8 protein-coding genes and 2 rRNA genes (1 of these 10 only partly in view) are annotated in these 12,284 nt (G+C 64.6%); 7 read left to right on the top strand and 3 right to left on the bottom strand.

All coding sequences use genetic code 11. The annotated features are described in order from the left end of the window. The 5 genes from SACXIDRAFT_RS06070 to SACXIDRAFT_RS06050 all read left to right on the top strand — a co-directional run. Positions 1 to 3,091: ribosomal RNA gene (locus SACXIDRAFT_RS06070) — 23S ribosomal RNA — on the top strand (it extends 49 nt beyond the left edge of the window). Positions 3,092 to 3,154: 63 nt separating this feature from the next. Further along, positions 3,155 to 3,272: ribosomal RNA gene (gene rrf, locus SACXIDRAFT_RS06065) — 5S ribosomal RNA — on the top strand. A gap of 620 nt (positions 3,273 to 3,892) precedes the next feature. Continuing rightward, positions 3,893 to 4,651: a type 1 glutamine amidotransferase gene (locus SACXIDRAFT_RS06060; RefSeq protein WP_006237625.1), complete on the top strand. Its 759-nt coding sequence runs from the start codon at positions 3,893 to 3,895 to the stop codon at positions 4,649 to 4,651. Next, positions 4,644 to 7,616, top strand: coding sequence for a bifunctional [glutamine synthetase] adenylyltransferase/[glutamine synthetase]-adenylyl-L-tyrosine phosphorylase (locus SACXIDRAFT_RS06055; protein WP_040922066.1), 2,973 nt, complete (start codon positions 4,644 to 4,646; stop codon positions 7,614 to 7,616). The genes SACXIDRAFT_RS06060 and SACXIDRAFT_RS06055 overlap by 8 nt, the downstream gene beginning before the upstream one ends. A gap of 49 nt (positions 7,617 to 7,665) precedes the next feature. Further along, on the top strand, positions 7,666 to 8,103 hold the full coding sequence (locus tag SACXIDRAFT_RS06050; RefSeq protein WP_040922065.1) for an acyl-CoA thioesterase: 438 nt from the start codon (positions 7,666 to 7,668) through the stop codon (positions 8,101 to 8,103). Between the two features lie 114 nt (positions 8,104 to 8,217). Here the strand turns inward: SACXIDRAFT_RS06050 and SACXIDRAFT_RS06045 are convergent, their stop codons facing one another. Then, positions 8,218 to 8,658: a DoxX-related protein gene (locus SACXIDRAFT_RS06045; RefSeq protein ID WP_006237622.1), complete on the bottom strand. Its 441-nt coding sequence runs from the start codon at positions 8,656 to 8,658 to the stop codon at positions 8,218 to 8,220. Between the two features lie 80 nt (positions 8,659 to 8,738). On the opposite strand from SACXIDRAFT_RS06045, the gene SACXIDRAFT_RS06040 reads away from it, so the two are divergent. Beyond that, positions 8,739 to 9,317: a TetR/AcrR family transcriptional regulator gene (locus SACXIDRAFT_RS06040; protein ID WP_006237621.1), complete on the top strand. Its 579-nt coding sequence runs from the start codon at positions 8,739 to 8,741 to the stop codon at positions 9,315 to 9,317. Between the two features lie 52 nt (positions 9,318 to 9,369). Here SACXIDRAFT_RS06040 and glnA read toward each other — a convergent pair whose 3' ends face one another. After that, positions 9,370 to 10,794 (bottom strand): type I glutamate--ammonia ligase, encoded by a 1,425-nt coding sequence (gene glnA, locus SACXIDRAFT_RS06035; RefSeq protein ID WP_006237620.1) that lies wholly within the window; start codon positions 10,792 to 10,794, stop codon positions 9,370 to 9,372. Positions 10,795 to 10,977: 183 nt separating this feature from the next. On the opposite strand from glnA, the gene SACXIDRAFT_RS06030 reads away from it, so the two are divergent. Next, the gene (locus tag SACXIDRAFT_RS06030) at positions 10,978 to 11,460 is read left to right on the top strand and encodes an RDD family protein (protein ID WP_040922064.1); all 483 of its coding nucleotides are present in this window, start codon (positions 10,978 to 10,980) and stop codon (positions 11,458 to 11,460) included. A 38-nt stretch (positions 11,461 to 11,498) separates the two neighbouring features. On the opposite strand, the gene SACXIDRAFT_RS06025 is transcribed toward SACXIDRAFT_RS06030, so the two are convergent. Continuing rightward, the gene (locus SACXIDRAFT_RS06025; RefSeq protein WP_006237618.1) at positions 11,499 to 12,227 is read right to left on the bottom strand and encodes a DUF4191 domain-containing protein; all 729 of its coding nucleotides are present in this window, start codon (positions 12,225 to 12,227) and stop codon (positions 11,499 to 11,501) included. Positions 12,228 to 12,284: the final 57 nt, after the last annotated feature.

The following is a 12,284-nucleotide window of genomic DNA, read 5'->3' as shown; positions in this document are numbered from 1 at the left end:
TGAAGGACGTGGGAGGCTGCGATAAGCCTCGGGGAGCTGCCAACCGAGCTGTGATCCGAGGGTGTCCGAATGGGGAAACCCGGCACCCGTGATGGGGTGTCACCCGCCGGTGAATCTATAGCCGGTGTGGAGGGAACGCGGGGAAGTGAAACATCTCAGTACCCGCAGGAAGAGAAAACAACCGTGATTCCGTGAGTAGTGGCGAGCGAAAGCGGAAGAGGCTAAACCGTGCGCATGGTGAAACTGTCAGGTGTTGTGTGTGCGGTGTTGTGGGAGCCACTGTCCAGTAGCTGACACTGCTGGGGATGGTGTGTGTGGTTAGTGGAACACGTTGGGATGCGTGACCGGAGTGGGTGAGAGTCCCGTACGCGAAAACCGCATGGCATTGTCTTGGTGGTGTTCCCGAGTAGCAGCGAGCTCGTGGAATTCGCTGTGAATCTGCCGGGACCACCCGGTAAGCCTAAATACTTCCTGGTGACCGATAGCGGACAAGTACCGTGAGGGAAAGATGAAAAGTACCCCGGGAGGGGAGTGAAAGAGTACCTGAAACCGTGTGCCTGCAAGCCGTCAGAGCCCTGTAGGGGTGATGGCGTGCCTTTTGAAGAATGAGCCTGCGAGTTAGTGCTGCGTGGCGAGGTTAACCCGTGTGGGGTAGCCGGAGCGAAAGCGAGTCTGAACAGGGCGTCCGTAGTCGCGTGGTCTAGACCCGAAGCGGAGTGATCTACCCATGGCCAGGGTGAAGCGCCGGTAAGACGGCGTGGAGGCCCGAACCCACCAGGGTTGAAAACCTGGGGGATGAGCTGTGGGTAGGGGTGAAAGGCCAATCAAACTCCGTGATAGCTGGTTCTCCCCGAAATGCATTTAGGTGCAGCGTCGTGTGTTTCACATCTGGGGTAGAGCTACTGGATGGCCTAGGGGGCTTACCGGCTTACCGAAGTCAACCAAACTCCGAATACAGGTGTGTGAGAGCGCGGCAGTGAGACGGCGGGGGATAAGCTTCGTCGTCGAGAGGGAAACAGCCCAGAACACCAGCTAAGGCCCCTAAGTGTGTGCTCAGTGGGAAAGGATGTGGAGTCGCTGAGACAACCAGGAGGTTGGCTTAGAAGCAGCCATCCTTGAAAGAGTGCGTAATAGCTCACTGGTCAAGTGGTTCTGCGCCGACAATGTAGCGGGGCTTAAGCACACCGCCGAAGCTGTGTCATTCACATGTGTGATCCGCCCGCGCCTCTTCGGGGGTGTGGGTGCAGTCGTGTGGATGGGTAGGGGGAGCGTCCTGCATCCAGGGAAGCAGCCGGGTGACCGAGTTGTGGAGGGTGTGGGAGTGAGAATGCAGGCATGAGTAGCGAATGCAGAGTGAGAATCTCTGCCGCCGGATGACCAAGGGTTCCTGGGCCAGGTTGTTCCGCCCAGGGTAAGTCGGGACCTAAGGCGAGGCCGACAGGCGTAGTCGATGGACAACGGGTTGATATTCCCGTACCCGCGTGTGTGCGTCCCTGGCGAGGCAGGTGAGACTAACCACCCGCCCTGCACTGGTGTCCCTTCGGGGACGTGGTGTTGGGGTGCGTGGGACCTGAGCTTGTAGTAGCCAAGCGATGGGGTGACGCAGGAAGGTAGCCCCGCCAGTCAGTGGTAATACTGGTGTAAGCGTGTGGCCCGCCCGATAGGCAAATCCGTCGGGCTGTCTTGAATGACGAGGGTGAGGCGTGATGCATAGCCGTTGTGGCGAAGTAGGGTGATCCTCTGCTGCCGAGAAAAGCCTCTAGCGAGTGCGCGCGTGGCCCGTACCCCAAACCGACACAGGTGGTCAGGTAGAGAATACCAAGGCGATCGGGTGAACTGTGGTTAAGGAACTCGGCAAATTGCCCCCGTAACTTCGGGAGAAGGGGGGCCAAAACACCTGAAGCCCCTTCGCGGGCTGGGGTGGGTTGGCCGCAGAGACCAGCGGAAAGCGACTGTTTATTAAAAACACAGGTCCATGCGAAGACGTAAGTCGATGTATATGGACTGACGCCTGCCCGGTGCTGGAACGTTAAGAGGACCGGTTAACCCTCCTTGTGGGGGTGAAGCTGAGAATTTAAGCGCCAGTAAACGGCGGTGGTAACTATAACCATCCTAAGGTAGCGAAATTCCTTGTCGGGTAAGTTCCGACCTGCACGAATGGCGTAACGACTTTCCGGCTGTCTCAACCACAGGCCCGGCGAAATTGCACTACGAGTAAAGATGCTCGTTTCGCGCGGCAGGACGGAAAGACCCCGGGACCTTTACTATAGCTTGGTATTGGTTTTCGGTTCGGCTTGTGTAGGATAGGTGGGAGACTGTGAAACAGCCACGCCAGTGGTTGTGGAGTCAACGTTGAAATACCACTCTGGCCGGATTGGGAATCTAACCTCGGACCGTGAGCCGGTTCAGGGACAGTGCCTGGTGGGTAGTTTAACTGGGGCGGTTGCCTCCCAAAGAGTAACGGAGGCGCCCAAAGGTTCCCTCAGCCTGGTTGGCAATCAGGTGTTGAGTGTAAGTGCACAAGGGAGCTTGACTGTGAGACCGACAGGTCGAGCAGGTGCGAAAGCAGGGACTAGTGATCCGGCACCACCTGGTGGAAGGGGTGTCGCTCAACGGATAAAAGGTACCCCGGGGATAACAGGCTGATCTTGCCCAAGAGTCCATATCGACGGCATGGTTTGGCACCTCGATGTCGGCTCGTCGCATCCTGGGGCCGGAGTAGGTCCCAAGGGTTGGGCTGTTCGCCCATTAAAGCGGCACGCGAGCTGGGTTTAGAACGTCGTGAGACAGTTCGGTCCCTATCCGCCGCGCGCGTTGGAGACTTGAGGAAGGCTGTCCCTAGTACGAGAGGACCGGGACGGACGAACCTCTGGTATGCCAGTTGTCCCACCAGGGGCATGGCTGGTTAGCTACGTTCGGAAAGGATAACCGCTGAAGGCATCTAAGCGGGAAGCCTGTTCCAAGATGAGGTCTCCCACCACCCTCGAGTGGGTAAGGCCCCCTAAAGACGATGGGGTTGATAGGCCAGACATGGACACGCAGCAATGCGCTTACGAGTGGACTGGTACTAATCGGCCGAGGGCTTGACCACAAACATGCTACGCACCCACTCTGCAACTCTGAAACACCACACACAATGGTTGTTTCACAACGTTACGGCGGCCATAGCGGTAGGGGAAACGCCCGGACCCATCCCGAACCCGGAAGCTAAGCCCACCAGCGCCGATGGTACTGCACCCGAAGGGGTGTGGGAGAGTAGGACACCGCCGAACACAACCACACAAAAGAAAAGGGGCCCCGGAACAACAGCGGAAGGTCGAGACCACATCTCCCACCGCACCCTCCGGGGCCCCTTCTCTCCCCCCACCCAGATCGCAACCCACGAGTGCGAACCACACACTTACCACGACGTCTTATATCTCACGACGGGCAGAGAGGCGGGGCGTTGCCCCGGGGGGCGTGAAGGGCTCGGATCACACACCAAGAAGCCAACCCTGCGGCCGCATTCTTTATTACTGCGTCGGATGCCAATTTGTCTTCGCCCGTGAGTGGGTACACTCGCGGGCTTTTTGCTGTTCGGCTGCAACCCCGGTTCGTCAAGAGAAGTCGCATGCTCCTGGCAGCTCGGTGTTTCGGCGAGAGGTTCGTTCTCCATGCCGTCGTGGACCAGCTCTGCGAAACGGACTCGCGAGACGCGACCAAAGGGCGACAGGAGCGGCGGTCAAACGGTTTCCGCTGGGTGCGGTAAGCCGGGCGGAAGGCCCATGTCCAGCAGGGCGGAAGAGCGTCCGCCTCTACTGGAGGTAGACGCAAAGCCCTCCACCGTGGCGAGGTGCCGCCCGGATGTCGCGAGCAACACAGGGCACGGCACCTTGGGCTCTAAGCTGGGCGCGTGAGTGCACCGCGACTTCTCGTCATTCAGCCGGACCCGTTCGCTCCGCTGGGCCCACTTGGTGACTGGCTCACCGAGGCCGGCGCATCGCTCGATCTTCGGATGATGCCGGACGACCCTCTGCCGACATCCCTGGACGAGTACGAGGCGGTCGTCGTTCTCGGTGGCGGCGCGAATGCAGAGCAGGACGAGAAGCACCCGTGGCTTGCCAGTGTGCGAACGCTGCTCACCCAAGCTGTCGAGCAGGACAGGACCACGCTGTGTGTCTGCCTCGGTGCTCAACTCTTGGCCGTGGCGTCTGGAGGCCGGGTGACCACTGGGCACGACGGCCCCGAGGTCGGGCCCGCGCTCGTCGCGAAGAAGGACGCCGCGTGGATCGACCCGCTTTTCGCAGATCTCCCACTCATGCAGGACGTCCTGCAATTCCATTCCGACGAGATCGCACAACTTCCGCCGAACGCCGTCCTCCTGGCCTCGTCACCGCGCTACCCGCACCAGGCGTTTCGCCTCGGCCGCCGTGTGTACGCCATCCAGTTCCATATCGAGACCACCCCTGAGATTGTGCGGCGGTGGGCTGCGAACACGCGGTCGAAGGCCGAGGCTGTCCGCCATGCTGCCCTCGATGACGAGACGTTGACCCGGGTCCATGCCGACATCGCCGAAACCTGGCGCCCCTTCGCCCACCGGTTCGTCGATCTGGCCGCGGGTCGGCTGGCCCCGGTGCAGGCACCGCCGTCACTGCCGATCGCCGATGGCTGAACCAGCAAGGCCCGCGGCGTCGTTGGCCCGCTTCGGCTTCACCGAACCCGCCGCACAGGAAGCGTTGCGGTCCGCAGGATGGTGGACGGACGCCGGCGCGGACTCCGGAGCCGGTGAACTGCTGGCCGCACTCGCGCGCACCCCTGACCCGAATCTCGCCCTGCTCACCCTCGACCGAGTCCGGACGGGGGACGAGGCAGGCTGGGCGGAACTCGACGAAAGATTGCGCGCCGACCGGCGCCTCCGAGCGCGGCTGTTGTCGGTGCTCGGCTGCTCCACGGTCCTCGGCGATCTCGTCGCCGCTGAACCGGGCCAGTGGCGCCGGCTCGCCGCAGTATCGCTGAGCCCTGTGAACGACTACGACCAACACCTCGCCGACGCCGTCACCGCCGACGGCGCCCAGCTCACGGGAGCTGCCGCGGTGCGGGCACTGCGATCGGGATACCGGGGGCTGCTGCTGGAGATCGCGGCGTCCGACCTCGCGCACGTCGTGGAACCGGAACTGGACAGGCCGTCGCTCACCGACATCACCGGCGCTCTGACCATGCTGGCCGAGGCGGCGCTGCGCACAGGGCTCTCGCTGGCCGAGCGGGAGGTGGGGCACAGCGCCGACGAGACCTTGGCGGTCATCGCGATGGGCAAATGCGGTGCGCGTGAACTCAACTACGTGAGCGATGTCGATGTCGTGTTCGTCGGTGCGGGGGACATCCCGGTCGCCACACGGCTGGCAGCATCCCTGATGCGGATCGTCGGGCAGGCCTGCTTCGAGGTGGACGCGGCGTTGCGGCCGGAAGGCAAGGCCGGAGTGTTAGTTCGTTCGCTCGACAGTCACGAGACCTACTACACGCGGTGGGCCAGGACGTGGGAGTTCCAGGCTCTGCTCAAGGCCCGCCCCGTGGCAGGCGATAGAGAACTGGGGCGGCGCTACGCCGAGTTGGTCGCACCCATGGTGTGGTCGGCGGCCGAGAGGGAAGACTTCGTCGCCGATGTGCAACGGATGCGCCGCAGGGTCGAGCGACACGTTCCCGCCGAGCTCGCCGATCGGGAGCTGAAACTCGGCAAGGGCGGGTTGCGGGACGTCGAGTTCGCCGTGCAACTGCTGCAGCTCGTCCACGGCCGAGCGGACACCACGCTGCGAGCTCCGTCCACTCTGGACGCTCTGGAGGCGTTGGGCGCGGGCGGTTACGTCGGCAGGGTGGACGCGGCCGAATTGCGTGAGTCGTACGAGTTTCTGCGCATGGTGGAACACCGGCTACAGCTGCGCGGGCTACGCCGGACGCACCTGTTCCCCGAGCCCGGCGACGCGGAGGAGCTGCGCAGGCTCGCGCGCGCAGGCGCCATGCGGCCAGTACGGGGCAAACCGGAGAGCGAGGTGCTGATCTCCGAGTTTCGCAGGCACCTGCTGCGGGTGCGCAGACTGCACGAGAAGTTGTTCTACCGTCCGCTGCTGGAAGCCGTGTCCAGGGTCCCCACAGCGGCATTGCGGCTGACCACTCAGCAGGCGGCGAACAGACTGTCCGCGTTGGGTTATCTCGCGCCCGACGGTGCACTCCGGCACATCCGTGCGTTGACGTCGGGGGTGTCGCGGCGAGCGGCGATTCAGAGGACGTTGCTGCCCGTGCTCCTGGACCTGCTTGCCGACACGGCCGACCCGGACGGCGGCCTTCTGGCGTATCGGCGAGTGTCGGAAGCACTGGCTGAGACCCCGTGGTATCTCAGGGTGCTGCGGGACGAGGCTGCTGTCGTCGAACGGCTCGCCACGCTGCTCGGCACGTCGAACCTGATACCGGACCTCCTGGTGCGCGCGCCTGAGGTCCTGCAACGGCTGAGCGACGACAGAGCACTCGCGGGCCGGGACCCCGGTGAGGTGGCGCGGTCGTTGCGCGCCGCGGCAGGCAGGCAGCCGGGTGTGGAAGGCACCGTCGTGGCTGCCCGATCGCTGCGCAGGCACGAGCTCCTGCGAGTCGCCTGTGCCGACCTGCTCGGACTGCTCGACGTGAATTCGGTGTGTCTCGCACTGTCGTCGGTGTGGACGGCGGTGTTGCAGGCCACGCTGGCGGCAGCCGTCCGGGCTCGCGCCGACGAGGCGGGGGGTGAGCGGGCGCGCATCACCGTGATCGGTATGGGCAGACTCGGCGGGGAGGAACTCGGATACGGCTCGGACGCCGACGTGCTGTTCGTGTGCGAGCCGGTGGGAGGTGCGAACGATTCCGAGGCCGTGCGGTTCGCGACCTCCGTCGCCGAGTCGGTGCGTTCGGCGCTCGGCGCACCGAGCCAGGACCCCCCGCTGGTCGTGGATACCGATCTCCGTCCCGAGGGACGAAGCGGACCGCTGGTGCGCACAGTGGATTCCTACCGTGCGTACTACGCGCGGTGGGGACAGGTGTGGGAAGCGCAGGCCCTGCTGCGCGGCCGGGTCGTGGCGGGGGACGCCGAACTCGGTGATCGGTTCCTCGCGGCCGTGGACCCCTTCCGGTATCCGGAGGGTGGCCTGGACGCGGCGGAGATACGGGAGGTCCGCCGTATCAAGGCGAGGGTCGAGACCGAGCGTCTCCCCAAGGGAGCCGACCCGACCGTCCACACGAAACTCGGTCGCGGTGGGCTCGCGGACGTCGAGTGGACGGCCCAGCTGATGCAGCTGCGGTACGCACACCGGATCCCCGGCCTGCGCACCACCTCGACCTCGATGGCGCTGCGCACGCTCGCCGCTGAGGGAATCGCCGACCGCGACGACGTGGAGGCGCTTATCCGGGCGTGGGAGCTGGCCACGCGAGCACGCAACGTCACCATGCTCGTCAAGGGAAAGCCGTCCGACCAGCTTCCCGCGTCGGGCCGGGAGCTCGCGGCCGTGGCGCGCGCGTTCGGTCTCTCCGCCGATGACGACCCCGGTGAGTTCCTCGACCGTTACCGTCGGGTGACACGACGCGCTCATGCCGTTGTCCAGCGCCTTTTCTACGAGTCGTGATCGTCACCGCCGGGGGACGGCGGTGACGTGGGCGGCTTATCGTGGGCGCGTGAGTGAGCAGGAGCCGTTTCGCACCCGGATCAAGGTGCGGCATTACGAACTCGACAGTCTCGGACACGTCAACCACGCCGTCTATCACCAGTACGGCGAGGTCGCCAGACTGGAGTTGTTCGAGAAGGCCGGGGGCATCGACAGCGGTCTCGCCGAGCTGGGCATGGCTCCCGTGCTTCTGGAGTCGCACATCGTCTACCGCAGGGAACTGCGCTCGGGTGACGAGGTGGACGTGAGCTGCCGCGCCTCGTTCGGCGACGGCAAGGTGTTCTGGATGACCAACGAGATCGTCAAGCTCGATGGCACACTCTCGGCCGACATCCGCTGCACCCTGGGTCTCATGGATCTGACACTGCGCAAGCTCGTGGCGCAGCCTCGTGAACGCATGGCTGAGGCGGGACTCGACATCGACCTGTTCTGCGGGACGGCTCAATAGCCTGAGGAGTCCGGCTCGCTGAGCCGGAGCCGCCCGACAGCAGGCGCGATGTGCGGGCTACACGAATCGGTCCAGAGCCTCGAAGACGCTGACAAGGTCGCCCGGAGTCGCTGGTCAGAAGGCCGCGGCGACGGCCGCAGCGACGAAGATCACCTGTATTGCCGTGCGCAGCGGCAGCGGTGTCACAGGTTTGCCGCCGAGCGTGAGTTTGCGCCGGGCCGCGGACACGTTCGCTGGGAACATGGCCAGCATGAGCGCCGCGAGCCCGAGCGCCGCCCACCTGGCGAGTGGCGGAATGAGCAGGGCTGCGGCGCAGGCCAGCTCCAGCACCCCGGTCACAGCCACCAGAATCCGGGGATACGGCAGGCCAGGCGGAATCATGGCCGCCATGTCGTCACGCCATCCAGGCAGGAAGTGCGGGATCGCCGTGAAGAGCAGCATCAGGGCCAGCGCGGCGCGTAGGGCGGGCTGCCAGCTGTCGAGGACGTCCACACCGGCCACACCGATCAGCCGGAACGCGGCAAAGCCGCCGAGGAGTGCGAAGAGAGGTACCACAACAGCTCCAATCTTGACGATGGAAAGATGCCAGGAGATACGGTAACTTGTCAACGTCAAGATTTCGGAGGTGACGGACGATCGGCTCTTCGGGCTACCACCATGGCAATCTGAGGCGCGCCCTTCTCGACGCCGCGCTCCACGCGATCACCGAGCACGGGCCGACCGCGTGGAGTCTTCGTGAACTCGCACGGCGCGCCAACGTCTCTCACGCAGCTCCGGCGCACCACTTCGGTGACAAGACTGGAGTACTCACCGCTGTCGCAGCAGAGGGATACGCGATGTTCGCCGACACCCTCGAACGTCAGTCGCACGACTTCCGCCAGGTCGGTGTCGCCTACGTGCGCTTCGCGCTGGAGAACCCCGCCCACTTCACGGTGATGTTCCGCCCGGACCTCTATCGCGTGAACGACCCGGCGGTGGTCGCGGGACGCGACCGCGCCCGTGCCGTGCTGAGCGAGGGCGCACGAACACTCACCCCTGACACCGCGTCCGGAGAATCCGACAGGGCGATCGCCCTCACTGCGTGGTCGTGTGCTCACGGGTTCGCGCACTTGTGGTTGAGTGGAGCGTTTCCGGAGAGCATCGGCAACGACCCGGAACAGGCGGCACACGCCGTGTTCGGAGCCATGTTCGGCGCGGCGAACCTCGGCGGTTGAACACGGACGGCCCGGCGGCGTGAATGCCGATGGGCCGTCCGATGCGGGTGGATCACACGTCGTAGTACAGGGCGAACTCGTAGGGGTGCGGGCGAAGTCGCAGTGGGTCGATCTCGTGCTCCCGCTTGAACGCGATCCAGGTCTCGATCACGTCGGGGGTGAAGACGCCGCCCTCGAGAAGGAAGTCGTGGTCGGTCTCCAACGTGTCGAGCACTGTGCCCAGGTCGGTCGGAACGAGCTTGACGTCCCTGGCCTCCTCAGGAGGAAGCTCGTAGAGGTCCTTGTCGATGGGGTCCGGCGGCTCGATCTTGTTCTTGATGCCGTCGAGCCCTGCCATCACCATCGCGGCGAACGCCAGGTACGGGTTACCGGACGAGTCAGGGCACCGGAACTCGATGCGCTTGGCCTTGGCGTTGCTTCCCGTGATCGGGATGCGGACGCATGCGGAGCGGTTGCGCTGCGAGTACACCAGGCTCACCGGCGCCTCGTAGCCAGGAACCAGGCGGTGATAGGAGTTGACGGTGGGGTTCGTGAACGCCAGCAGGCTCGGCGCGTGCGCCAGGATGCCACCGATGTAGTGGCGGGCCATGTCCGAAAGGCCCGCGTAGCCGGACTCGTCGTAGAACAGCGGCTCGCCGTCCTTCCACAGCGACTGGTGGCAGTGCATGCCTGACCCGTTGTCACCGAAAAGCGGCTTCGGCATGAACGTCGCGGTCTTGCCTGCGGCGAACGCCGTGTTCTTGACGATGTACTTGAACAGTTGAAGGTCGTCGGCCGCGTGCAGCAGTGTGTTGAACCGATAATTGATCTCGGTCTGGCCTGCGGTGCCCACCTCGTGGTGTGCCCGTTCTAGTACGAAACCCGACTCGACGAGTTGCTGCGAGATGTCGTCTCGAAGGTCGGCCAGGTGGTCCACCGGCGGCACGGGGAAGTAGCCGCCCTTGAACTTGGTCTTGTAACCCTTGTTCCCGCCTTCCTCCTCGCGCCCGGTGTTCCACCAGCCCTCGATCGAGTCGATCTCGTGGAACGTCGCGTGCTCGGAGGAGTCGAACCGCACCGAGTCGAAGAGGTAGAACTCCGCCTCGGGGCCGAAGAAGGCGGTATCGGCGATACCGGATTCCCCGATGTACTGCTCGGCCTTCCTCGCGATGTTGCGAGGGTCGCGGCTGTAGGGCTCCCGCGTGAAGGGGTCGTGCACGAAGAAGTTCAGCGACAACGTCTTGTGCTTGCGGAACGGGTCGATCCGAGCCGTCGCGGGATCGGGCAGCAACAGCATGTCCGATTCGTGAATCGACTGGAAGCCGCGGACCGACGACCCGTCGAACGCAAGGCCCTCTTCGAACGCCTCCGCGTCGAACGCCGATGCGGGTACGGTGAAGTGCTGCATCACGCCCGGCAGGTCACAGAACCTCACATCGACAAACTGGACGTCCTCGTCCGCGATCAGACGTAGGACCTCGTCTGGAGTAGTGGACACGCTCGGTGACTCCTTCATGGTCGGTGCGGGCGGCAGTACTCTCGTTTACCCACGTTACGACCGCGGTGTTGCCCGACCGTCACCTCGATGTTTCGCGGACGTTAACTGGCTGGTTGTGCCGTGGTGACACAGGCGAGCCGACCAGGCCGGAAGCGGCCTGCGCACTCCGAATACTCTGGAAGAGTGGCACGATGGACCGGCGAATGGTTGCAGACTCTCTCGTCCGGCGGGGCGACGACACAAGAGCCCCCTCGGTGGCCGGGTGAGCGTCTCGGCCTTCCCCAGCGCGGGCCGCGCGCCGTCGCGGGGACGGGGCGGCGCTTCCTCGCGCTACTGGGGGACCTGGTCCTCGCCTCCCTGCTGACGGCGATTTTCACCCGCCCGGACTACTCCGACCTGGCAGCAATGCAGGAACACAACCTCTGGGCTCTCGTGACCTGGACGGTCATCACGGTCGTCCCGGTGACATTCTTCGGGTTCACGCCAGGCATGGCGCTGACGGGGATCCGCGTGGCGCGGTTGGACGGCGCGGCGGTCGTCGGACTGTGGCGGGCCGCCCTGCGGTGTGTGCTGACCTTCTTCATCGTCCCAGCAGCCGTGCGCAACGCCGACAATCGCGGCTGGCACGACCGCCTCACCAACACCGTCGTGGTGACGATGCGATGACCCGGCGGCGTGCCGCCACGGCGACGGGCTGACGAGCGTCAGCGCCGACGGATGGTGCGCTGAACGTTGCGCATCTTCGCGCCCTGCGGCATGGGGCCCTTCGGCAGGGCGGCACCGCGGTTTCCGAGTGCCGCGAGCTTGGTTTCGAGCACATCGATGTCGCGGGGCCTGAGGTTGCGGGGCAGCTTCATCATGTGGCTCTGCAACTTTCGCAGCGGCACCTGACCTTCGTCGGTACCCACGATGACGTCGTAGATCGGTGTCTCACCGACGAGGCGTGCGATGCGCTTCTTCTCCTGCGACATCAGGGTCTTCACGCGGTGCGGTGCGCCCTCGGCCACCAGAATGATCCCCGGCCCGCCGAGCACCCTGTGAACGGCGTCGAGTTGTGTCGTGGCGGCGACCGTCTGGGTGACGCGCCAGCGGCCACGGAGGTTGTCGAGAGCCCACGCGGCAGCACCTGGCTGCCCCTCGGCCTTGGTGAAGACGGTCTTCTGTACGCGCCGACCAAAGATGATCATGGCGGCGAGCAGACCGAGCATGATCCCGATCGGCAGCAGCCACCACTCGATGCCCATGAGCCATCCGAGGCCGAACACGAGCCCGGCCACGACCAGGAACGACCCGAGCATCCAGGGGATGAGGGCCTTGTCTTCTTTGCGTTGCATCGAGAACGCCTGGAAGATCTGTGCCCGCCTGGCCTTACTCGCGGCACGCTTCTCTCGCTTGGCCTGCTTGGCAGCCTCTTTGTCCTGCTTTCCCGCCATAATTCCCCAGGATACGGGCGCCCGGGTGGGCGCAGGGCGCTCGGTCCCCTCTGCGAG

The organism is Saccharomonospora xinjiangensis XJ-54 (assembly GCF_000258175.1).
Classification (GTDB): Bacteria; Actinomycetota; Actinomycetes; order Mycobacteriales; family Pseudonocardiaceae; genus Saccharomonospora; species Saccharomonospora xinjiangensis.
Note: the sequence above shows the minus strand (reverse complement) of the source record. Positions and strands in the feature narration are given on the sequence as shown.

What these genes read in the sequence shown, in the direction of transcription:
- SACXIDRAFT_RS06055 (WP_040922066.1), top strand. Translation starts at nt 4,644, where the DNA reads ATGGCTGAACCAGCAAGGCCCGCGGCGTCGTTGGCCCGCTTCGGCTTC.
- SACXIDRAFT_RS06025 (WP_006237618.1), bottom strand. Translation starts at nt 12,227, where the DNA reads ATGGCGGGAAAGCAGGACAAAGAGGCTGCCAAGCAGGCCAAGCGAGAG.